At 44.6% G+C, this 23,708-nt stretch carries 21 protein-coding genes; 19 read left to right on the top strand and 2 right to left on the bottom strand.

The genetic code is table 11. The annotated features are described in order from the left end of the window. Positions 1–115: 115 nt before the first annotated feature. The 17 genes from ACSLGF_RS10675 (at position 116) to ACSLGF_RS10595 (ending at position 18,847) form a co-directional block, all read left to right on the top strand. Positions 116–1,990 carry a polysaccharide biosynthesis protein gene (locus ACSLGF_RS10675; RefSeq protein ID WP_456005167.1) on the top strand — a complete coding sequence of 625 codons (1,875 nt, stop codon included), beginning with the start codon at positions 116–118 and terminating at the stop codon, positions 1,988–1,990. Beyond that, positions 1,956–3,104 (top strand): glycosyltransferase family 4 protein, encoded by a 1,149-nt coding sequence (locus ACSLGF_RS10670; RefSeq protein WP_456005165.1) that lies wholly within the window; start codon positions 1,956–1,958, stop codon positions 3,102–3,104. Before ACSLGF_RS10675 ends, ACSLGF_RS10670 begins: the two co-directional genes overlap by 35 nt. After that, positions 3,097–3,936: a glycosyltransferase family 2 protein gene (locus ACSLGF_RS10665; protein ID WP_456005163.1), complete on the top strand. Its 840-nt coding sequence runs from the start codon at positions 3,097–3,099 to the stop codon at positions 3,934–3,936. The genes ACSLGF_RS10670 and ACSLGF_RS10665 overlap by 8 nt, the downstream gene beginning before the upstream one ends. Then, positions 3,929–5,059 carry a glycosyltransferase family 1 protein gene (locus ACSLGF_RS10660; protein ID WP_456005160.1) on the top strand — a complete coding sequence of 377 codons (1,131 nt, stop codon included), beginning with the start codon at positions 3,929–3,931 and terminating at the stop codon, positions 5,057–5,059. Before ACSLGF_RS10665 ends, ACSLGF_RS10660 begins: the two co-directional genes overlap by 8 nt. A 14-nt stretch (positions 5,060–5,073) precedes the next feature. Further along, entirely contained in the window at positions 5,074–6,177 is a 1,104-nt protein-coding gene (locus ACSLGF_RS10655; RefSeq protein WP_456005157.1) for an EpsG family protein, read from the top strand. Between the two features lie 27 nt (positions 6,178–6,204). Beyond that, positions 6,205–7,227: a glycosyltransferase family 2 protein gene (locus ACSLGF_RS10650; protein ID WP_456005154.1), complete on the top strand. Its 1,023-nt coding sequence runs from the start codon at positions 6,205–6,207 to the stop codon at positions 7,225–7,227. Positions 7,228–7,232: 5 nt separating this feature from the next. Then, complete coding sequence (locus ACSLGF_RS10645) at positions 7,233–8,261, top strand: polysaccharide pyruvyl transferase family protein (protein ID WP_456005152.1); 1,029 nt, start codon at positions 7,233–7,235, stop codon at positions 8,259–8,261. A gap of 28 nt (positions 8,262–8,289) precedes the next feature. Then, positions 8,290–9,804, top strand: coding sequence for an MATE family efflux transporter (locus tag ACSLGF_RS10640; protein WP_456005150.1), 1,515 nt, complete (start codon positions 8,290–8,292; stop codon positions 9,802–9,804). Positions 9,805–9,824: 20 nt separating this feature from the next. Then, positions 9,825–10,418 (top strand): sugar transferase, encoded by a 594-nt coding sequence (locus ACSLGF_RS10635; protein WP_456005148.1) that lies wholly within the window; start codon positions 9,825–9,827, stop codon positions 10,416–10,418. Beyond that, the gene (locus tag ACSLGF_RS10630) at positions 10,381–11,070 is read left to right on the top strand and encodes an acetyltransferase (RefSeq protein WP_456005146.1); all 690 of its coding nucleotides are present in this window, start codon (positions 10,381–10,383) and stop codon (positions 11,068–11,070) included. The genes ACSLGF_RS10635 and ACSLGF_RS10630 overlap by 38 nt, the downstream gene beginning before the upstream one ends. Continuing rightward, the gene (locus ACSLGF_RS10625) at positions 11,067–12,245 is read left to right on the top strand and encodes a DegT/DnrJ/EryC1/StrS family aminotransferase (protein WP_456005143.1); all 1,179 of its coding nucleotides are present in this window, start codon (positions 11,067–11,069) and stop codon (positions 12,243–12,245) included. Before ACSLGF_RS10630 ends, ACSLGF_RS10625 begins: the two co-directional genes overlap by 4 nt. Before the next feature lie 149 nt (positions 12,246–12,394). Continuing rightward, on the top strand, positions 12,395–14,014 hold the full coding sequence (gene nikA, locus ACSLGF_RS10620; protein ID WP_456005141.1) for a nickel ABC transporter substrate-binding protein: 1,620 nt from the start codon (positions 12,395–12,397) through the stop codon (positions 14,012–14,014). Positions 14,015–14,032: 18 nt separating this feature from the next. Beyond that, a complete protein-coding gene (nikB, locus tag ACSLGF_RS10615; protein WP_456005139.1) occupies positions 14,033–14,977 on the top strand; it encodes a nickel ABC transporter permease subunit NikB in 945 nt (314 codons plus the stop codon). Further along, positions 14,974–15,807 carry a nickel ABC transporter permease subunit NikC gene (nikC, locus tag ACSLGF_RS10610; RefSeq protein WP_456005136.1) on the top strand — a complete coding sequence of 278 codons (834 nt, stop codon included), beginning with the start codon at positions 14,974–14,976 and terminating at the stop codon, positions 15,805–15,807. Before nikB ends, nikC begins: the two co-directional genes overlap by 4 nt. A gap of 4 nt (positions 15,808–15,811) precedes the next feature. Next, a complete protein-coding gene (gene nikD, locus ACSLGF_RS10605) occupies positions 15,812–16,627 on the top strand; it encodes a nickel import ATP-binding protein NikD (RefSeq protein WP_456005252.1) in 816 nt (271 codons plus the stop codon). Between the two features lie 13 nt (positions 16,628–16,640). Then, positions 16,641–17,462 carry an ABC transporter ATP-binding protein gene (locus tag ACSLGF_RS10600; protein ID WP_456005133.1) on the top strand — a complete coding sequence of 274 codons (822 nt, stop codon included), beginning with the start codon at positions 16,641–16,643 and terminating at the stop codon, positions 17,460–17,462. Positions 17,463–17,521: 59 nt separating this feature from the next. Continuing rightward, the gene (locus ACSLGF_RS10595) at positions 17,522–18,847 is read left to right on the top strand and encodes an MATE family efflux transporter (protein ID WP_456005131.1); all 1,326 of its coding nucleotides are present in this window, start codon (positions 17,522–17,524) and stop codon (positions 18,845–18,847) included. Between the two features lie 24 nt (positions 18,848–18,871). Here ACSLGF_RS10595 and yvfG read toward each other — a convergent pair whose 3' ends face one another. Continuing rightward, a complete protein-coding gene (gene yvfG, locus ACSLGF_RS10590; RefSeq protein ID WP_024423509.1) occupies positions 18,872–19,087 on the bottom strand; it encodes a protein YvfG in 216 nt (71 codons plus the stop codon). A 70-nt stretch (positions 19,088–19,157) separates the two neighbouring features. Here yvfG and rpoN point away from each other — a divergent pair, with 70 nt between their 5' ends. Further along, entirely contained in the window at positions 19,158–20,456 is a 1,299-nt protein-coding gene (gene rpoN / locus ACSLGF_RS10585) for an RNA polymerase factor sigma-54 (protein ID WP_456005129.1), read from the top strand. A gap of 400 nt (positions 20,457–20,856) precedes the next feature. On the opposite strand, the gene ACSLGF_RS10580 is transcribed toward rpoN, so the two are convergent. After that, positions 20,857–22,299: a sigma-54 interaction domain-containing protein gene (locus tag ACSLGF_RS10580; RefSeq protein ID WP_456005126.1), complete on the bottom strand. Its 1,443-nt coding sequence runs from the start codon at positions 22,297–22,299 to the stop codon at positions 20,857–20,859. 209 nt (positions 22,300–22,508) lie between these two features. Here ACSLGF_RS10580 and ACSLGF_RS10575 point away from each other — a divergent pair, with 209 nt between their 5' ends. After that, a complete protein-coding gene (locus ACSLGF_RS10575; protein WP_456005124.1) occupies positions 22,509–23,702 on the top strand; it encodes an ornithine--oxo-acid transaminase in 1,194 nt (397 codons plus the stop codon). Positions 23,703–23,708: the final 6 nt, after the last annotated feature.

Below are 23,708 nucleotides of genomic sequence, written 5' to 3'. Positions count from 1 at the left end.
TCCTGCTGTGGGCATATGAGATGCCTTAGATGCTCGTCATCAATAGTGGGGTGTGAGGACGGGTTTGATGCCCATTTTACGTAAGAATAGTGATGTTGAAAAAGGGGGAGGAGCGTTGACTTACGCCCAAAGATTATCAATTATCGTGGCACTAGATTCATATCTCATCTTAGTTTCCGTCTTTTTTGGCTTTCAATTTGTCCAAGAAGCGGCGTTAACCGTATATACATTTGAAATGCTCGTCATTTCTTCGCTCAGTCTGCTCATTGGGCACCATGTATTTGCCTACATTTTTCACGTGTACAAGCAAGTATGGGCATATACAGGGGTTAGAGAGCTATTTTCTTTAATGAAGACCTTTGTGTGTTCTTTTTTATTTTCAATGACGATGCTGTACCTTTTCGTACAGACATGGCCATTTCGATTTTTATTCATCGTTTGGCTTTTCCATATCTTGTTCATCGGGGCATCTCGTATGGCATCTAGACTATTTCATGATGGCGCAAAGCGGCTGCAGGTAGAAAAGGAGCGGGCATTAATCATTGGTGCCGGATCAGCCGGGACCATTATTGTTCGTCAGCTTCAGCAGTCGAGTGATATCCATATTGAGCCAGTCGCCTTCATCGATGATGACAAGACGAAGCATAAGCTTGAAATCATGGGTCTGCCCGTCCTAGGGGGAAAAGAACATATTCAAACAGCAGTCGTGATGATGGATATTCAAAAGATCATCATCGCCATTCCGTCCAAAAGCAGCCACACCTTAAAAGGGCTGTATAAGGAATGTGTAGCGACTGGCGTCAAAACACAGATTATGCCGGAAATGGAGCAGATTTTAAAAGGAACCCATGCACTGAATCAATTACGGGATGTACAGCCAGAGGATTTACTAGGAAGAGAGCCGATTCAATTAGATACAAGTCGTCTATCTGTTCATTTAAAAGGAAAAACAATCATGGTGACAGGGGCAGGCGGGTCGATTGGATCAGAAATCTGTCGTCAAATTTGTGTGTTTGCCCCTCAAGCGATTGTGCTTGTGGGACATGGAGAATTTAGCATTCATTCTATTTTACTAGAGCTGAAAGAATTATATGAGGGCAGCATCAGTCTCTATCCACAAATTGCGGATATTCAAGATAAACAGAAAATGAGTGAAATCGTTGGCCATTTTCAGCCGGATATGATTTATCATGCTGCCGCACATAAGCACGTCCCGCTCATGGAGATCAGTCCGAAAGAAGCGGTGAAAAACAATATTATCGGGACAAAAAATGTTGCAGAAGCCGCACATGAGCACGGAATCGAAACCTTCGTCCTCATTTCATCTGACAAAGCGGTCAACCCTGCCAATGTGATGGGAGCCACAAAGCGGTTTGCTGAAATGCTGATCATGCAAATGGGGGCAAGCAGTGAGACGAAGTTTGTGGCCGTTCGATTTGGGAATGTACTCGGAAGCAGGGGAAGCGTCATACCAATCTTTAAAAAACAAATCGAAAAAGGTGGACCGGTGACGATCACGCACCCAGCTATGACAAGATATTTTATGACCATCCCAGAAGCATCAAGGCTGGTCATTCAGGCAGGCGCACTGGCAGAAGGAAGACAGATCTTTGTTTTAGATATGGGGGAGCCAGTGAAAATTGTCGACCTCGCAGAAAACCTCATTCACCTCTCAGGCTACACTACAGACCAGATTCCGATCACCTTCACGGGCATTCGTCCCGGAGAGAAAATGTACGAGGAGTTACTCAACCAGCATGAAAAAGCACAGGAGCAAATTTTCCCGAAAATTCATATCGGTCATGCGCTGTATGGTGATCCATATGTGCTGAACCGCTTTATCCACGAATTTGACATGATGAGTGACGATCAAATGAGACAAGCGTTATTTGCTGCCATTGAGTCGCATGATTTGTTGTCTGAACAGATGAAAAGAGAGGAGGAGACGCTTGCCAATGAAGAAAAAAGTCTTGTTTTGCGCAACGGTTGATTATCATTTTAAGGCATTCCACCTTCCGTACTTCCGGTGGTTTCAGGAACAAGGATGGGAAGTGCACACAGCGGCAAATGGTCAGCTGGAGCTGCCGCATGTGGATCAAGCTCATTCTATTCCGATTCAGCGCTCCCCTTTTCATTTGCGCAACCGGCTTGCGTATGTGGCGCTGAAGAAGCTGCTAGAGAAAGAGCATTACGACTTGATCCATTGTCACACACCGATGGGAAGTGTCATTGGCAGGCTTGCAGCCAAAAGCACGCGCAAAAAAGGGACGAAGGTTCTTTACACGGCACATGGGTTTCACTTTTGGAAGGGGGCGCCGCTTCAAAACTGGCTGCTTTATTATCCAATTGAGAAATGGCTCGTTCAATATACAGACGCGCTCATCACCATTAATGGAGAAGACTATGAAAGAGCAGATCGTCTGTCAAAAGAGAAGGCATCTGTCCATTATGTTCCCGGCATGGGTGTGGATATGAAGCGGTTTGCACCTGTCGATGACAAAGAAAAGCAACGCCTTCGCACAGTATATGGATTTACCCCGCAAGATTTCATCGTGCTGTGTGCTGGTGAATTGAACGTCAATAAAAATCAAAGGATGCTCATCAAAGCATGTGCACAGCTGTATAGGAAAATACCGAATGTGAAGATCGTGTTTGCCGGGGAAGGGGCGAGCAGGCCGTTCTATGAAAAGCTGGTACGCCAGATGAATCTTGAGCAGCATGTCCAATTTGCTGGTTTTTGCAAACAAATCGAGGAATGGATGCATGTGAGTGATGTATGTGTGTCAACTAGCCTGAGAGAAGGGCTCGGCATGAACCTTCTTGAAGCGATGTCTGCTGAGAAGCCGGTCATTGCAACTGAAAATAGAGGGCACTGTGAGCTTATCAAACATGGAGTGAACGGCTTTTTAGTCAAACCGCTAGATGTGAATGGTTTAGCTGATTATTTGCAGCAGCTTTATCACCAAAAGGACCAGCTGCACCTCATGGGAAAAGCGGGGCGTTCCATGGTTCATGCATTTGCACAGGAGCAGACGGTGAGTGCCATGGAAGGGATTTATACAACCTATATGGGTCATGCAGAGAAGGTGATGCAGCATGCGTAAGCCGAAGGTGTCTATCATCATGGGCGTCTACAATTGCCAAGAGACAGTAGAAGAAAGCATTGAATCGATTCTTCATCAAACCTATAAAAACTGGGAGCTCATCATATGTGATGACGCATCAACAGATGGGACCTATGAGAAAGTACTGCCTTATACAAAGCATGATCCTGAAAGAATTCGCCTCATCCGAAATAAACACAACCTAAGACTTGCCGCCAGTCTGAATCGCTGTCTAGCTGAAGCGAGTGGAGAATTGATCGCCAGACAGGATGGTGATGATCTATCGGCATCGACACGTTTAGAAAAACAGGTTTATTTCCTCGAAACACATCTTGAATATGATGTGGTCGGTACGGCGATGACGGTTTTTGATGAGTCTGGAACGAAGGGCGTACGTGCACTTGCCTCAGAACCTAATCGAAAGGTGCTGGCAAGAGGAACTCCTTTTTGTCACGGGACCATTATGATGAGAGCTTCTGCATACAAGGCTTTAAATGGATATCGTTCTGTGAAAACAACAAGGCGTATGGAAGATATCGATCTTTGGATTCGCTTTTTTGCTGCTGGAAGGAAAGGCTTTAACTTGCAAGAGCCGTTATACCTTGTGAGAGAGGATGAAGCGGCCTTTCAGCGCCGAAAGTTCCGATATTCCATGGATAATGCCTGGCTCGTTTTAAAAGCATGCTGGCTATTAAAGTTGTCGCCGTTTGATTATTTATTTGCTCTCAAGCCGGTGATCCGGGCCTGTTTGTCACCGAAGACCATGAGGCTTTATCATCAGCGGAAGCTGGAGGTGTCTATGTTGAAAAGGAGGACGATTCGGGATGAGTGAGCCAAAGCGTGTACTCCATATTGTGGGCGGGATGAACCGCGGCGGAGCAGAAACGATGATCATGAACATCTATCGTGCACTCGACAGAAATGTCCTTCAATTTGATTTCATGACCCACCGACAGGACGTCTGTGATTATGATGAGGAAATTCGTCGGCTCGGGGGACGCATCTTTTACGTCCCAAGTATTGGGGCGTCTTCTCCTTTGGCTTTTGTGAAAACATTGGCGAAGACGATGAAGCGAACAGGACCTTATCAGGCAGTGCATGCACATACGGATTTTCAAACAGGTTTTTCCGCACTTGCTGCTAAACTTGCGGGCGTTAAGGTGCGCATTTGTCATTCACATAATACGGCTTGGAAACAGTCTTCAACCTGGCTTGACCACTTGATGCTCAAAGGGTTTCGTCAGCTGATCTTTGCCTTTTCTACACAGCTCGTCGCATGTGGCGAAGATGCCGGTGTTTTTTTATTCGGGCAGAAAAAAATGAAAAATGGACGAGTTGAGGTTTTGCCAAATGGGATTGATTTGAACCTTTTCTTTCAGCCTGGGCCAGACGAAAAGGTGGAGATGAAAAAGCAGCTTCATCTTCATGAAAAGAAACTGGTCATTGGTCATATTGGGCGATTTCATGAGCAAAAAAATCATGTTTTTTTCATTGAGCTGGCACAAGCATTAAAGAAGCAGGGGGTCTCTTTTCAGCTTGTCCTCGTAGGAGATGGACCGCTGAGACAAGTGGTCGAATCGTATGCGAAAAAAGCAGGATTAATGGAGGACATTGTCTTTACCGGGGTCGTATCGGACGTTCCGCAGTATATGAGAGCATTTGATGTGTTTGTGATGCCTTCCTTGTTTGAAGGTCTTCCGCTTGTATTAGTGGAAGCACAGGCATCTGGATTGCCTTGTGTGATCTCAGATCACATTACAGAGGAAGTTGATCTAGGCTGCGGACTCGTTAAACGGAAATCACTGCGCGATTCAGCACATGAGTGGATGAAAGCGATTCTTGGAGCGTATCATGCAGAACCTCCTCTTCAAGAGACCATTACTTCTCAGCTTGGCCAAAGAGGATTTGATGTGAAACAGAACATCACACGTGTGATGAATGTATATGGATTGTAAGGAAGGATTGGAAGATGGCGGTATATTTGGTGAACATGATCATGGTCTATTTATGGTCGAGCTTTGCTGCATTTTACGGCAGGCGTGATGATACCATTCAAAGCGGATGGCGGCCTAACAAGCTTCTGGTGTTTTTTCCGTTTTTATTTCTTTGTATCGTAGCTGGTATTCGGTACAAAGTGGGAACCGATTTTGTGACCTATGGACAGATGTATGAGTTCTCCGTTAACTATGAAAAGCCTTGGCATATATTTGGATTCGGTGTGGACAAAGCCGCAACCGATCCGGGGTTTACGTTCATCTTATGGATGCTCAATCAACTATCACATGAGCCCCAAATGATGTATATCTCGGTCGGGGTCATCACCTATTTTTTTATTATCAAGACGCTGGTGCGATATGGACGGCCCTTTGAGCTCAGTATGCTGCTTTTTCTCGGCACCTTTCATTATTACGCTTCATTTAATGGGATGCGTCAGTATATGGTGGCTGCGGTTCTTTTTTATGCCATCCGGCTCGTTATCAATGGTGAATGGAAATTGTATTTTCCGCTCGTTCTTGTGTGTTCGTTGTTTCATTCATCGGCTCTCATCATGATTCCAGTTTATTTTATTGTGAGAACAAAGGCTTGGTCATGGATGATGCTTGTCTTATGCATGATTTTCTTAGGCTTAACCGCTCTGTATGACCGTTTTATCTCCGTGTTTGTGGTGATGCTGCAAGGGAGTTCTTATGGTCATTATGAGGAATGGCTCACAACGAATACGAATGGGATGAATGTGACAAAAATCGGTGTATTGATTCTGCCGCTCCTGCTTGCTTTCTTTTATCGAAAACGACTTCGTGAGCTGACACCTGAGAGTGATTACATTGTGAATTTTTGCTTGCTCGGTTTCTTGTTTGGCATTCTTGCAACAAAGGATGTCATTTATGCAAGGTTTCATATTTATTTTGGTTTATATCAGCTCATTTTACTGCCATATTTCACACGCATTTTTGATCAGCGGTCTAATGTCTTTATGTATGTAGGGATCGCTGTTTGCTATATTTTGTACAGCATCATGCTGATGCCGTTCGATTCTTCTGTTTTACCGTATAGAACGATTTTTACAAAGTAGATTTGAAGAAAGGTGGGGCATGCTGTAATGCCAACTATCAGTCTATTGGTCGCAGTCTACAATACGAGTCAATATGTGGAGCAATGCCTTCAATCGATTGCAGATCAAAGCTTTTCAGATATAGAGGTCATTCTCGTCAATGATGGATCTACAGATCACAGCGGAGCATTGCTTGAAGCGTTTGCTGAGCGTGATGAGCGTTTTCGGGTGATTCATCAAACCAATCAAGGGCTAGGAGCTGTGAGAAACCGGGGCATAGAAGAAGCAAGAGGGACGTATTTCGCCTTTGTTGATTCAGACGATATTCTCGCTCCTCATTACTGTGAAGCCTTATATGAAAAAGCCGAAATGACTGGGGCAGATCTTGTTGTAAGTGAGTATTGGATTCAATTTGAACAATCAAAACGAACAATACCAACGACTCTTTTAGCCCATCGATCAGCCGATAAAACGAGTTTAATAGAAGCAATATTACATGGAGACATTACTGGTTTCTCATGGAATAAGCTGTATCGGCGTTCTTTTATCGAAGAACACCACATCCGTTTTCCGCTTCGGGGTGAGCTTGAGAACATTGAAGATCAGTATGTGACGCTGCGCTGTTTTTCTTTATCACGTGTCATTGCCTTTGTTCATGAGCCTCTCTATTATTACCGGGTTCATCTGTCATCGATTGTGCAGCGATACCAAAAGCAGTATTTTCAGCATGGACTGACCTTTTATCATGCACAGCGCTTGTTTTTAAAAGAGTATGATGAACTGCCTCCGTATGAGAAGGCCTTAGATTTTTTTATGGTCAATCATACGCTTCACTGTATGCTCAATGAATGGAAAAGCCAGAATTCCCTCTCCTTCCAGGAAAAGCTTGATCACATACGGGAAATGGTGACACACGAGGCTTTTCAGCATGCAGTCAAACGAGTGGAGCGATCGAAGCTCACCGTTCGAAAACGAATGATTTTATATCTTGCCAGGTGTCAGTGGGTTTATCCGCTCTCTGCCGCCGCTTCAAGCTATCAAAAATGGATTGAATATCAAACAAGGAAATAGGGGTGATGAGATTGACATTACAGCAATTGAAGGCACACGCCGCAGAGTGGCTGCTCTTAAAGGTCAAATATCCGCTTGAGTATAGGCTGAGCCGCCGCAAGCTGCCAGAGATGAGCCATCAGAAAAAAATCATTCTCACGCTGCTGCCAGCACATGATAATTTGGGGGACCATGCCATTGCCTATGCGAGCTATTGTTTTTTAAAGAAGTACTTTCCAGCCTATGAAATCATTGAAGTGGATATGAGAGAGATGTATCGCCTCGCACGCCCGCTAAAGCGAATGCGGCACCCGGAGGACATCATCTGTATCATTGGTGGGGGTAATATGGGTGATTTATACCGGTATGAAGAATGGACAAGGCAATTTATTATGAACACCTTCAAGTCCTATCCCGTGATTCAGCTGCCCGCTACTGTTCATTTCACAGAAACAAAAAGAGGGAAAAGAGAAGAACGGCGCGCCATTCAAACGTACAAACGTCACCCGAGACTGCTCCTTATGGCAAGAGATCAAACAACCTATGAATGGATGAAGCAGCATTTTCCTGATAAAGATGTGTGGAAACAGCCTGATATGGTGCTGACATTAGACGAATCATCAAAGGATCAAAAGCGTGAAGGGGTTCTGCTTTGTCTGCGAGAGGATAAGGAAGCGTATCTCACCCAAAAGGAGCGGCAGCAACTACAGCAGCATGTCAAAGAGACGTATGATCAAGTTGGTTTCATCACGACGACAATTGGCAAACGAGTCGATCGAACAACTCGCAAAGAGGAATTATCAGCCTTGTGGACCGAGTTAAGACAAGCGCAAGTCGTCGTGACAGATCGGCTGCATGGCATGATCTTTTGTGCGATTACAAATACACCATGTGTTGTCCTCAGGTCGTTTGATCATAAGGTGATGGAAGGGTATGAATGGGTGTCGCATCTTCCGTTTGTAACCCTTTTAAAAGAACCAAATGAGACAGCTGTGAAAGAGGCGATGATTCAGCTTATAAAAACAGGCGATCAAAAGGGAGAGGAAGCTGGATGAAGGCCCTTAGACGCTGCGTGACAACACAATGAATCGTGCGTTTCTTTACAATGTCAGTGCGAACTTAATGACGTTTGTCTTGATGATGCTCATGTCTGTTTGTTTAACGCCTTACATTGTTCATACGCTTGGAGTAGAAGCATTTGGCTTAATTCATCTTACGCAAAATATGATCAACTATTTATCAGTCATTACGGCTTCATTAAGTGCTGTTGTTGTGCGTTTTTTTTCTGTGGCGGCTCATAAGGGAGAGATGGAAAAGGCGCAGCGCTTTCTCGCTTCCTATTTCGTCAGTTCGATTTTTTTATCAATCAGTCTCTTTTTGCTTTGCCTTTTATTGTCTCAGCAGCTGGTTGATTGGCTTCATGTACCTGTTCATCTCGTAAAAGACACACAGATCGCCTTTGTTTTAGGGGGTCTTTTATTTATGCTCAATTTCGTCATGTCCGGTATTGGGGCTGCGCCGTTTTATGCGAACAAGTTATATGTATCAAGTGCTGGGCTGGCCATTCAGATGTTTTGCAGGGCGCTTGTCATTGTGATGTTGTTTACATTGACGACCCCAGCCATTTGGCATATACCGCTTGCGGCCGTCATTGGGAGCTTAGCGGCTATGGGGATCGGCATCTATTATTTTAAGAAACTCATTCCTTGGTTTTCGTTTAAGTGGCGGCATGTCTCTTTCTCTTCTAGTCTCACTCTTGTTCGATCAGGGGTATGGCATTCACTTGAGCAAATGGGGATTTTGTTGTTTTTACAAATTGATTTATTGATGACCAACTTGCTGATTGGTGCGGAAGCGACTGGCCAGTATGCCGCCATTTTACAATTCCCATTATTATTGCGCACGCTTGCAGGGACACTTGCGGTTGTGTTTGCGCCAACGATTACGAGGTTCTATTCGAATCAGGACAAAGAGGGACTCATTCAATATGCCGCCAACGCCATTAAGTGGAGTGGTTTATTTGTTGCGTTCCCAGCCGCACTCCTAGGAGGTCTTGCCGGCCCGCTTATGCTTCTATGGCTTGGACCAGCCTTTGAGGAGCTGAAATGGCTCCTCATGATTCATGCTGCTTATTTAGGTTTGACGTTGATGTTTTTACCACTGACATATGTGCCGACCGCTTTTAATCGATTGAAAGTTCCAGCGGTGGTCACGCTCATATTAGGTGTATCCAACGTGCTTTTTGCCTATGGATTGACTCATATGCTTCAGCTTGGTTTATACGGCATTGCATCAGCAGGAGCGTTTGTTTTATTGATGAAAAATATCGTGTTTCTGCCATTTTATACAGCCGCCATCACGAATCAGAAACGCACCATCTTTTACAAACATACGATGGTTCCACTTGCAGGAGCGCTCATGATTTGGGGCATCTGTGCAGGGATTCAGGCAATTTATGACGTGACCTCATGGTGGGAGCTATTTTGTATCAGTGGGTTTTGTTTCATTCTCTATATGGGTTACTTGTATCAATTTGCAGGAACAAAACGAGAGCGGAAGCAGCTGGTGCGTAAGGTAAAACAAGCGGTCTCCCGCTAGTGAGAAAAGAGGGTTTAATGATGAAAAGAATGATAGATGTGATGGTGTCATTGACGCTGCTCATCGCAGGCAGCCTTCTGTTTCTTCTGATTTATGGGCTTATTCGGTGGAAAATTGGGACGCCTGTGTTGTTTCGGCAGAAGCGGCCTGGTCTGTATGGCCGGCCATTTATGCTGTATAAATTTCGGACAATGACCGATGAACGCGACGAACATGGCGTACTGCTACCAGATCATCTTCGATTAACAAAAACCGGCGCCTTGATTCGCAAGCTCAGTCTCGATGAATTGCCGCAGCTAGTCAATGTGCTGAAAGGAGAGCTCAGTCTCGTTGGGCCAAGACCCCTTTTGATGGAGTATTTACCAATGTATACAGAGCAGCAAGCAAGGCGTCATCTTGTGAAGCCTGGCATCACTGGATGGGCACAGGTGAATGGAAGGAACACGATCTCCTGGGAGGAGAAATTCACCTATGACCTCTGGTATGTCGAGCATCAATCGTTTTGGCTTGATATGAAAATTTTATGGATGACCTTGCTGAAAGTGATCAAAACAGAGGGGGTGCAGCAGCCGCATCATGCCACAGCTGAAAAATTCAAAGGAACCGATACGTAAAGAGCAAACCATTGGTGTAATTGGGGCTGGCGGGCATAGTAAAGTCATTCAGGACTTGATTTTTGCGCATCCTGATTACTCATTGTGTGCCGTATTAGACGATCAATTTGAAGAGGCTGCCACTCAAAATGGCATTCTGTATGGACCGATCTCCATGAGTCAGCAGCTGAGAGAGAAAATACCTCATACGAAATGGCTGATTGCCATTGGACAAAATGAGATCCGACAGATGGTAAAGGAACGTTTGACGTTTGAAAACATGGCGTTTGCCACACTCATTCATCCAGAGGCGGTCATTAGCCCATCAGCTGCGATCGGAAGGGGAACTGTGGTGATGGCAAGGGCTGTTGTTCAAGCAGATGCAGTCGTCGGTGAACATGCGATTATCAACACAGGGGCTATCGTAGAGCACGATTGCTTACTCGAATCGTTTGTGCACCTTTCACCAGGAGCAGTCCTTACTGGCTGTGTTTCCACGCGTGAGGGTGCCCATATTGGGGCAGGTGCCGTTGTGACACCCGGTACATCGATTGGAAGCTGGACAGTCATTGGCGCAGGAGCGGCCGTGACCAGAGATATACAGGATCAGAAGGTCGCTGTAGGAGTTCCTGCAATTGAGATCAAAGATCGGAGAGAAGGTGGGAAATCATGAAAGAAAGAAAGCGAATCTACTTATCTCCTCCTCATATGAGCGGAAAGGAGTATATGAAAATAGAGGAAGCGTTCAAGAGCAATTGGATTGCGCCGCTGGGACCTCTTGTGAATGAATTTGAGCAAGTGGTCGCAGGCTATGCAGGGGTGAAGGGGGGAGCGGCTTTATCTTCAGGGACAGCAGCGATTCACCTCGCCTTAAAGCTTATTGGCGTTCAAAAAGGGGACGTTGTCTTTTGCTCCACCCTCACATTTGTTGCAAGTGCAAACCCTATTTTATATGAACAAGCCACGCCCGTTTTTATTGATTCTGAAAGGGAGACATGGAATATGTGCCCGCTTGCTTTAGAGAAAGCCTTTGTCGAAGCAAAACGTCTTGGAAAAACCCCCCGCGCGGTCATTGTCGTTCATTTATACGGACAAAGCGCGAAAATGGACGACATCGTGGCATTGTGTGAAGCGTATGATGTGCCGATCATTGAAGATGCGGCTGAATCGTTAGGCGCTCTGTATAAAGGAAGAAAAAGCGGCTCAATGGGCAGGTTTGGCGTCTATTCTTTTAATGGAAATAAAATCATTACAACATCTGGGGGCGGAATGCTTGTGAGTGATGATGAAGCTGCGATCGAACGCTGCCGCTTTCTAGCTTCACAGGCAAGAGAGCGAGCCATGCATTATGAGCATCAAGAGATGGGGTACAACTACCGCATGAGCAACCTGCTAGCAGGTGTCGGGATTGCCCAGATGGAAGTATTGGACGAGCGTGTTGAACAAAAGCGCCGCATTTTCCAGCGTTATCAGGACGCGTTATCCGAAGTAGAAGGTCTTCATTTTATGCCAGAATATCAAGAAACCAAGTCCAACCGCTGGCTAACGACATTGACCATTGATCGTGATGCGCCGATTTCTCCAGTAGACATCATGGCTGCGTTAGAAAAAGAACAGATCGAAGCTCGGCGTGTATGGAAGCCGCTGCATCAGCAGCCGCTCTTTCGTGATTATCCATTTTATACAGCCGCCAAAGGGACCCCTGAATCCGAGTTATTATTTGAGACGGGTCTTTGTCTGCCATCTGGAACAAGCATGACAGAAGTAGAACAGGAGCGTATCATTGACACACTGCGTGACGTCCTGCGAGAAAAAACATCCACCTCTTCACAGGCTGCTCGTTCATAAGCAGCCTGCCTCTCTTTTTATTAAATTCATCAATTTATAGAATATAAAGGAAATTGTATTGTTATATCGTTTCAAATATGATCTTGACAACGGTGTGCTTCCTCCTTAAAATGAAAATGATTATCAACATCAATTAGGAGGAGCAACTTATGTCTATTTGGAATAATTTTCCGAAAATTAAAATAAATACAGTATTTACATTCCTACTGATCTTCTTACTAGTAGGCTGCTCTCAAGCAAACAATGGAGCAGGTGGAAAGAAGGATCATCCTGACATGATCACAATGGCATGGCCGAGAGATATTGGCGAAATGAATCCGCACGTATACAACCCATCACAATTGTTTGCGCAATCAATGATTTATGAGCCATTGGTCAGCTACCAAAAGAATGGTAAGCTAAAACCTGAATTAGCGAAATCATGGGATGTTTCAAAGGATGGCAAGGTGTATACGTTCCATCTAAGAGACAATGTGACATTCTCAGATGGATCTGATTTTAACGCGGGCATTGTCAAAAAGAACTTTGATACGATTTTAAAAAACAAAGATGTACATAGCTGGTTAGGTGTTATTAAAAAAATCAAAAAGACAGAAGCAGTAGACAAGAAAACATTTAAACTCACATTAACAGAGCCTTATTATCCAACTGTTCAAGAATTAGCAGTCGTCCGTCCGGTTCGTTTCTTAGGCGAAGCAGGCTTTCCTAAAAACGGAGATACGTCAAAAGGAATCGAAAAACCAGTGGGCACAGGCCCTTGGGTATTAAAAACGTATAAAAAAGATGACTATGCGATTTTTGAACGAAATGATCATTATTGGGGAGAGAAACCAAAGGTCAAGGAAATCAAGGTGAAGGTCATCCCAGATGCTGAAACGAGAGTGATGGCATTTGAAAAAGGCGATGTGGATTTACTTTATGGAGAAGGAACGATCAGCCTTGATGCCTATAAACAACTAGAGGCGAGCGGCAAGTATGAAACGAACATGTCAGAGCCTGTTGCAACGAGACAGCTTGTGATGAATACAAAAGTGGATCAGTTGTCAGATGAAAAAGTGCGTCATGCTCTTCAGTATGCCATCAATAAGAAGGCAATGGTAGAAGGTGTAACCTCTGGCTTAGAGGACGAAGCAGATCACATTTTGCCGACAAACATGCCCTATACGTCCAATATTAAGGTGAAGTCTTTCCAATATGATGTGGACAAAGCAAAAGCATTGCTAGATGAAGCGGGCTGGACACTTCCAAAAGGGAAATCCGTTCGTGAAAAGGATGGAAAAGCGCTTGAATTTAGTATGATGTATGATTCAGCAGAATCGATTCAAAAAGCGATGGCTGAGACGCTGCAGGCAGAATGGGCAGCCATTGGCGTTGGCGTCAAACTTGAAGGCGTAGAGCTTGCGACGCAGGTTCAACGCTTTAAAGCCAACAAATTTGATATGAACTTCTTTAGCAACTACGGAGCGCCGTATGATCCGCATACATTTATGAACGTTGTCTCATCAGATGGTTATGGCTTCAAAGAAACCATCTCAGCGTATCCAAATAAGGAAAAGCTGATCAGAGAAATGAAAGAAATTCCGTCAACAACAAATGAAAACAAACGCAAAGCTCTTTATTCGTCGGTCTTATCTTCTTTGCAAGATCAAGGGGCGATTGTGCCAATCTCTTATTTTAAAAAGACAGCCGTTTATCAAAAAGATGTGAAGGACTTTGAGTTCCCTGCGAATCGAGATGAACATCCTTTCACAGGCATCAAGCTCAAGTAATAGAAGGAAGGTAAGGAAATGGGCCGCTATATCATCAAACGAATGCTTTCAATCATCCCTGTATTTCTATTAGCCACACTTTTCACAACTGGTATGATTCACCTTTCGCCAGTTGATCCGGCTGAGGCATATTTAGCAGCGGCTCATATTCAGCCTAATGATGAAATATTAGCGCAAAAAAGAAGTGAATTTGGCTTAGATGAACCGTTTTATATGCAGTATCTTCATACCATTGAAAAAGTCATTCGCCTTGATTTTGGCCGGTCGTATATGTCGAATCAGCCTGTGCTCGATGAGGTCATCTATAGAATACCGGTGACCATTCAATTGGCGTTCACCAGTCTGCTGCTCGCTATTTGTGTCAGCATTCCGTTAGGCTTTTTCAGCGGCATGAGAAAAAATGGCGTCGTTGATCATATGAGCCGGCTCATTTCTTTCTTAGGAGCATCTATCCCGACATTTGTCTTGGGGTATTTGCTCATCTTCTTTTTTTCCGTGAAGCTCGATCTCTTACCGGTTGAAGGTGTTGGGACGTGGGAGCATCTCATCCTGCCATCAATCACACTGGCAGTGCCTTTAATTGCGATGTATACGAGGTTATTACGGTCAAGTGTGAGTGAGGCGCTTCAAGAGCCATTCGTTCAATATGCGAGAATCAGAGGATTAAAGGAACAGTCGATCATGTTCAAGCATGTATTCAGAATCGCGATTTCGCCGATGCTGACAGGACTTGGTGTGAATCTTGGCAAGCTGCTGACAGGAACCATTATTGTCGAGGCGGTTTTTTCATGGCCGGGGTTTGGACGCTTTTTTATTGAAGCGATCTTTAACCGGGATCTGCCAGTCATTCAATTCTATGTGTTGATGGCAGCATGTATCTTTATTTTGAGCAGTTTGATTGTTGACCTGCTTCAGCTGATCATTGACCCCCGTATTTCTAGAAAGGAAGGCCGCCAGCAATGATGACAAAAGTACAACATTTCTTCTATCATCAAAAGATGATCTCGATCTGCGTTTTGCTGCTCGGTCTCCTCCTGATTGTGACAGTATGTGCACCATGGATCGCTCCACATGATCCGTCGGCTGTCAATCTTGCCATGAAGCTAAAGGGCTCTTCGTGGGAGTATCCTCTTGGGACAGATCAATTAGGACGATGCAATTTATCTCGTATTTTATATGGTGCGCGTATTTCGTTAGGCTGTGCATTATTAATCTTTCTCTCTTCTTTATTGATTGGATTAATCGTTGGTTTGTTTTCTGGGTATCAAGGCGGCTGGATCGATCACGTCTTAATGAGAATTTGCGACGGGGTCATGGCTTTCCCGAACTTGGTGCTGATCCTTGGGCTAGTGGGCATCTTTGGTCCGGGGCTTTCTCAAGTAGTGCTTGCCTTGATGCTTGTGCAATGGGTGTATTACGCCCGCGTCTTTCGAGGGATGGTGCTCAGTTTAAAAGAACAGAATTTTATTGCAGCTGCGAAGATCAGTGGAACTTCACACTGGAACATCATGAGAAAGCATATGATTCCCAATGTTCTACCGCCTTTAGCAGTGATTGGCACACTCGAAATGGGCTGGGCGATTATGGACATTTCTGCGATGTCTTTTCTCGGCTTGGGGGTTCAGCCTCCTATGCCTGAATGGGGAGCGATGATCCATGAAGGGAAGTCGTACATTCAAACAAATCCTCAACTGATGCTTTACCCAGGTCTTGTAATCATGGCTGTGGTGGTTCTGTTTAATTTACTGGGAGAAGCCCTTTCAGAGAAATATGGCATCAAACGTCGTGTTTAAAGGAATGAGCAATTTGGAAGAGTCCATTTTACAAATAGACAACCTGCATGTGCATACGAAAACGTCTCAAGGGACAATCCCTCTTATTCAGGACGTATCGTTTGAAGTAGGGCGCGGTCAAATCGTTGGATTAATTGGTGAGAGCGGCTGCGGGAAAACGGTGACAAGTATGTCGATCTTAAACATGCTCGACCGGAAAACAACTGAAGTCACTGGCAGTATCACATTGCAGGGACGGGAATTGATCGGTGTGAGTGAAAAGGATATGCGCTCTATTCGAGGCAAAGACATCTCGTATATTATGCAAAATCCAATGAACAGTTTTACGCCGGTATGGACGATCGGTCATCAGCTGATTGAAACCATTCGCCGGCATACAGCTGTCAGTAAAAGGCAGGCACGGGCGCAGGTGATCGATGCGTTAGCGCAAATGAATCTGCCTCAACCAGACCAACTGCTAAACAAGTATCCCTTTGAATTAAGCGGCGGCATGCTGCAGCGTGTCATGATTGCCATGGCTGCCTGTATGCATCCGCCTCTCATCATTGCAGATGAACCAACAACCGCTTTAGATGTACACAATCAGAAGCTGGTGCTCCAGCATCTGAACCAAATTCGTCATGACTATGGAACGGCCATTTTACTGATTACCCATGATCTTGGTGTCATTGCAGAAATGGCAGATCAGGTTGTGGTCATGAGAAAAGGAGAAATTGTTGAAAAGGCAGAAGTTCTTGAGCTTTTTGAAAATCCAAAGCATGATTATACAAAGAAACTATTAGCAGCTCGTCCATCCATTCCAGCTGTTTGCCCGATTTGAGGTGAGAAGGCCCTTGCATTTATTAGAAGTGAAAGCAGTCAGTCATGCATACAACAGCCGATCGTTTCTTATGAGAAAAAAAGACGCAGCTCCTGTCCTGAAAAGCGTCCATTTGACCATTGAAGAAGGTACTTGCCTTGGGTTACTAGGGCAAAGTGGCGCAGGGAAAAGTACACTTGGCAACATCATACTTGGACTAGAGAAGCCGAGTGCCGGTCAGGTTCTTTTTGAAGGTCAGGATGTATACCGCGCAGATCAGCGAACACGTAAACACTTTCGCCGGCATGTGCAAGCGGTGTTTCAAGATTCATATTCGGCCATGAATCCAAGGTGGACAGTCGAACAAATTTTATCTGAGCCGCTTGAAAACTATGAAACACTGACCCGTAAAGAACGCAAGAAAGTGCTGATCCACTGGCTGGAAAGAGTGGGACTCAGTGAAAAGGATTTGTCTAAGTATCCGCATCAATTCAGTGGCGGACAGCTGCAAAGGATCAACATCGCAAGAGCATTATTGCTACAGCCAAAGCTGATTGTGCTCGATGAATCCGTCAGCAGCTTAGATATGGTCACACAGGCTGTCATTTTAGATTTATTAGTAGAATTAAAGAAAGAGCTGGGACTGGCTTACTTATTTATTACACATGATATGACAGCAGCCTATCACTTAAGTGATCAATTGGCGATTCTTGATCAAGGAGAGCTTGTCGCCCAATTTCAATCAAAGGATGATTTCTTTTTATCAGAAAAGGAAGCTATTCTGAAAATGAGAGATGCGATGCTCGCAGACCATCCTTTGTCACGAACGATTGGCAGACCGGTTCGTTCAATTTGATTCATTCAATCAACGCCTCTTTTAGGAGAGGCTATTTTTCATGAAAGGCAGGTGGTATCGTGAACCATCGAGCGTATTTAGCTCTAGCCATTCCTTTAACAATTTCAACGATGACCACTCCATTACTCGGTGCTGTCGATACAGCAGTTGTCGGTCAGCTCGCCAATCCCGCTTATATTGGAGGCGTCGCAGTCGGCAGTCTCATTTTCAGTACATTATATTGGCTGTTTGGTTTTTTGCGGGTGAGTACATCTGCCTTTGCCGCCCAGGCAAATGGAGCACAGAGCGAGGAGCAGAGCGTTCTTGCTTTTCTAAGGCCTTTTTTGGTCGCCATCATGGTCGGGCTTTGTTTTATTGCCCTCCAGTGGCCCATTATTCAATCCGCTTTTTTGGTGATCTCTCCTGCTGCTGATGTCCGTCAATTTGCAGCAGACTATTTTCATATTCGCATTTGGGGAGCGCCATTTACCTTGATGAATTATGTCATATTGGGCTGGCTGATGGGGATGGCAAAAATGAAAGAAGCCCTATCTTTACAAATTTTGATCAATGTCATGAATATGGCTCTCGCATTTCTGCTTGTTCATGTGTTTTCCTTTGCAGTGAAAGGTGTGGCGGCTGCAACATTGATTTCTGAATTAACCGCTTTTGTGCTAGGAACATGGATCATGATGAAGCATACGTCAAACGGGTTCCGGATGCCTTCTGTTAAGAAGATCATGGACACACAGGCAGTGCAGAAAATGTTTCATGTCAATAAAGATTTGTTTATTCGGACGATCTGTCTGCTTGTGGTGATTAACATGTTCACTGCAAAAGGTGCTTCTTTTGGAACAGAGCTGCTTGCGGCTAATGCGATCTTATTTCAAATACACTACATCATGGCTTATTTGTTCGATGGTTTTGCCAATGCGTCCAGCATTCTTGTTGGCAGATCAGTTGGTGCAAATGACCGGACTCTCTATGAAAAAACATTGACCCTTTCAAGGCAGTGGGCACTTGTGATGGCGTGTGTCATTGCGGCGAGTTATTTTCTACTAAAAGAGCCGATTTTGAGCTTGTTTACGAATCTTCCTCAGCTGCTTGACGTCACATTGCGCTATGCAGATTGGCTTGTTCTTTATCCGTTTGCTGCTTGTTTTGGCTTGGTGATTTACGGTGTATTTACAGGTGCGACAGAAATTGCCCCTATCAGAAATTCGATGCTGTTTGCGATGATCTTGTTTGTGGTTGTCCAAGCAGCGGTCACGCCAATTTGGCACAATCATGGACTCTGGTTTGCCTTTATCATCTATACTGTAGGACGGTCTGGCTTTTTGATGATGTACAAATCAAAGCTGGATCAGAAACTATTCATACATGACAAACACCCTTTGCAATCGTGACAAAGGGTGCTCCTTTTCGTCCATTCATTCGCTTTCTTTTTTCACCTTTTGATAGGCTTCATCAAGATGCTGAATTCGCTTCAATACGACAGCATTTTTGGTCAGCTGGTCCTGAACAAGTGTAGAAACCACTGAGCGGTAGTATGCATTCATTGCATGAACCTTGTCTTCATTTTGATTCATGGCGATATGCTGTTTCAAGTTGTCAACAAAGTATGGAACGGAAAAAAGTTCAGACATGGCAATCACTCCTATTTCGTATATACGGTCCGTCAATCTTCATGTAAAATGATGAGAGGGAGGGGAGACAATGAGCCTTAAACTGCAACAAGAACAGGTATTAAAGCAGGTGCTCACACAAGAACTCAGGCAGGCCATTACACTGCTGCAATTGAATTGCACAGAGCTGGGCGAGTATCTTGACCAGTTAGCGCTTGAGAACCCTCTGATTGAGCGGAAAGACACGGACAGCTATCAACCAGTTTATCATAAAAGATCACGAGATCGAATGACAGAGCCGTATCGTACGCATCAAAAAGAAAGCCTGCAAATGGTTTTGAAAAGACAGGCAATTGATTTGACCTTAAGTGAAAGAAATGAAAGGATCTTTCACTTTATGATTGAGTCCATTGATTCAAATGGCTATCTAAATGAACCGGTTGATGCAATGGCCGCTGTTTTAGAGGTTTCGGCGGAAGAAGTAGAAGCCGTTCTTCACCAGCTTCAATCATTAGAGCCTGCCGGTATTGGCGCAAGATCATTGCAAGAGTGCATCCTGCTTCAGCTTAGAAGAAAAAAGGAGCGCTGGTATGAAGCTGAGCTGATCATCGAAGAGCATTTCTTTCTTTTTGCAAGAAAGGCCTGGAAGGAGATTGCGGCAAAAACAGGCATTTCAATGAAAACACTTCAAGCGATACAAGATGATGTCTCACTGCTTGAACCAAGACCAGGTCTTCATTTCTCATATGAAGAACAGCATGTGTATATAGAGCCCGATGTGTATATCACGGTGATGCAGGATCACATCACATTTGAGCTGAATCAGCGTGCTTTTCCTGACGTTGAGATGAATGAAGGTTATTTCGCTATGATCCAAGATCAAAAGCGGCATGAAGCATATGCGTATTTAAAGGAAAAAGAGCAGCAGTACAATTGGCTTGTCCAAGCGCTGAAGCAGAGAAAACAAACGATGACCCATGTCGTTCGTGAGATTATCTTACATCAGACTGATTTTTTCCTCACAGGGAAACATAAAATGAAACCGCTTACGATGAAGCGGATAGCAGATATATTGCAAGTGCATGAGTCGACAGTCAGCCGGACTGTCAAAGGGAAAATGGTGCAAACCCCTTATGGTTTAATGGAAATGAAGCAATTTTTCCAAGCAAAACTAGAAGGACATTCGCTAGAAGAGGCATCCAGCTACACAGTCAAGACGCACATCGCCGAGCTGATCCAAACGGAAAATAAGAAAAAACCGTATTCGGATCAGCAAATCATGACTCAGCTTCTGCAAACCTTCGGCATCCGCGTCTCACGCAGAACCATTGCCAAATATCGTGAACAAATGAATCTTCCGTCATCCACGCTGCGGAAACGCTATGATTAAAAAGGAGCACATGCATTTTCTGGCATGTGCCGAACATGAACAAATTTATCAAGCCGTATTGCCAAACAGCCAGAGGAAGCAGAGAGAGCGATGCTCACACATTTGAAAAATGTAGAAAGACTACTGAGTGATGTGCTGCAAAAACCGGTAGGGCAGTCAGATACACAATAAGCTGTGCCCAATGAGGGCGCAGCTCCAGATTGTTGACAAAGGGCTAAAATGAACTTAATTTTAGCCCTTTGTCTTCTTTTCAGCGTGATAGAAAACCTTTGCAGTCTAGGAAGGACGAGTACCGGCGCGGAGCGAATTTGAGATTCGTGAGCACCGGCACGCAGGACTGACACCAAATGCGAGGGTTTGTCTACATGCTGAAGCTGTGCCGAATGAGGGCACAGCTCTATTATTGACGAGAAATATGTAGCTTTTTCATTCGATATTGCAGACTTTGCCTGCTCATGCCCAAAACCTTTGCAGTCTGTGAAATATTGTCGTCCATTTTTTCTAAGTAATGGACGATGTATTGTTTTTCAAATCGCTCCATTTGGGTTTGAAAATCAGGCGTATGCTCTGGACTTGTGTAGACATATGTGTCAGCTGCCGCTGTTTTCTGCAATGGCTTCGCCTGCAATTGTGCAGCAGGACGACCTTCCCCATGCTTGAACCTGAAATGATAGGGAAGGTGATGCAAGCTTAAATATACTTCATCCATCATCATATTCATCCCAGCCTCAATCACATGCTCCAGCTCTCTTACATTCCCTGGCCAATCATAGGCTTGAAAAAGGGCAAGCACCTCTTCGTCAGCCGCCTTCACATTCATTTGAAACAGCTCATTATATTTTTGAATAAAATGACTGACAAACGTAGGAATGTCTTCTTTTCGCTCAGAAAGTGGCGGGATAAATAAGGTGACAATGCCTAATCGATAAAATAAATCCTTTCGCATGCGTCCACCTGCGATCGCATCCACCGGGTCCTCATTCATATTAGCAATAACTCTCACATCAACGGCGATTTCTTTTGTGCTGCCTAACCTTCTCACGCTTTTCTCCTGCAATACGCGCAGTAGTTTCGCCTGAAGAGCAGGGTTTAAGGAATTGATCTCATCTAAAAGCAGTGTCCCTCCCTGTGCCTGTTCGAATAAACCGGGCTGATCCGTTGCACCTGTAAAAGCACCTTTTTGCGTACCGAAAAGCAGGCTTTCAATGAGGTTATCAGGCAGTGCCGCACAATTCTGGGTAATAAATGGTCCAGATGAACGGCTGCTGCCGTTATGAATGCTTTGAGCAAATAGTTCTTTTCCTGTCCCTGTTTCGCCAACAATGAGCACATAGGAAGAGGTGCGTGTAGCTCGTTTGGCATGCTCAATCACTTCTAAAAATGCCGGGCTTTTTCCAATGATTGAATCAAATGTAAAACGTGTGTTTCCTTTTTGCTTCATATTGTGGTGAATCAGCCGTTCCAGCTTGGTCACATCATTTGAAATTTCAACCGCGCCTTGAATGAGACCGTCTCGAACGAGCGGATAGGTATGGTTAATCGTTGTGATTTCTTTTCCGTTGTAATTATGATACGTCTGTTTAGCATGAACAGTTTGTTTCCCAGTACGCAGCGCTTGGACAAGCGTACTGTGCATCTCGTCTTGAAAGGCGAAGAAGTCGAGTACATTTTTATGGAGCACATCAGAACGTTTCAAAGATTCAATTTCCATCATTTTTTTATTATAAACAACAGTATTCCCATTCTCGTCAATGGCGTGGACCCCGACATCAATTAAATCGAGCATTTGTTTATACAAATCAATCTCATTTTCCAGCTTTGCGGTATGATGATCTTTTTTCACTTGCGCCACCTCCAGACCTTAACTCCATTTTACATGAAAAATTTTGCGGTTTCCTCTAAAAAAATTGGCATATGCAAAAATATTTTGCGTGAAAAATCTGCTCAAACCTAGTGATGAAGCGATCAGAAAGTTGGCACGATCCTTGCATAACATATGAGTGAAGATGAACCGAGTGAAAAGAAGCAAGCTTATAGAAGGAGGATTATACAATGACACAGACAAATGAATTGATTCAACAAACAGAGCAATACGGTGCTGCGAACTATCATCCACTGCCAATTGTGATTTCAGAGGCTGAGGGAGTATGGGTGACTGACCCTGAAGGCAATCGATACATGGATATGCTGAGTGCGTATTCCGCAGTGAACCAAGGACATCGCCATCCCCGCATTATTGATGCGCTCAAAAAACAGGCAGACCGCGTGACGCTCACCTCGAGGGCTTTTCATAATGATCAGCTTGGTCCTTGGTATGAGAAAATTTGTAAACTGACAAATAAAGACATGGCATTGCCGATGAATACAGGAGCGGAGGCTGTGGAGACGGCTGTAAAAGCAGCGAGACGCTGGGGATATGACATCAAAGGAATCAAAGGGAATCGGGCGGAAATCATTGCTTGTGTCGGAAATTTTCATGGCCGAACGATGACGGCTGTGTCTCTTTCTTCTGAAGCAGAATATCAAAGAGGTTTCGGGCCGATGCTTCCGGGAATCAAGCTCATTTCTTACGGAGATATTGAGGCGTTACGTGAAGCCATTACGCCACAAACAGCGGCTTTTCTCATTGAGCCGATTCAAGGTGAAGCGGGCATTGTCATGCCGCCAGAGGGCTTCTTGAAAGAAGCGAAGGCGCTATGTGAAAAGGAAAATGTGTTATTCATTGCAGATGAAATTCAAGTGGGATTAGCGCGGACAGGCAGGATGTTTGCTTGCGACTGGGAAGAAATTGAGCCTGATATGCTGATCCTCGGCAAGGCATTAGGCGGCGGAGTATTCCCGATTTCATGTGTCGTGGCAAACCGCGATATTTTAGGCGTGTTTAACCCCGGGTCTCATGGGTCTACCTTTGGCGGAAATCCTCTTGCGTGTGCGGTGTCGCTTGCTGCACTGGACGTCTTAATCGACGAGAAGCTTGCAGAGCGTTCCATGGAGCTTGGCCAATACTTAAAAGACAAACTGTCACGCATTCAAAGCCCTGTCATTAGGGAAGTACGCGGACGCGGACTATTTATTGGCATGGAGCTGACAGAGGCAGCTAGACCCTATTGTGAGAAACTCAAACAAGCAGGACTGTTATGTAAAGAAACCCATGAGACAGTGATCCGTTTTGCACCGCCGCTTACCATTTCAAAAGAAGATTTAGACTGGGCGATCGGTCATATTGAAGCATTGTTTCAAGCATAAATGTAA

Source organism: Bacillus sp. A015 (assembly GCF_053851875.1).
The sequence above is the reverse complement of the archived record's forward strand: the minus strand, read 5'-3'. Positions and strand labels throughout refer to the sequence as shown.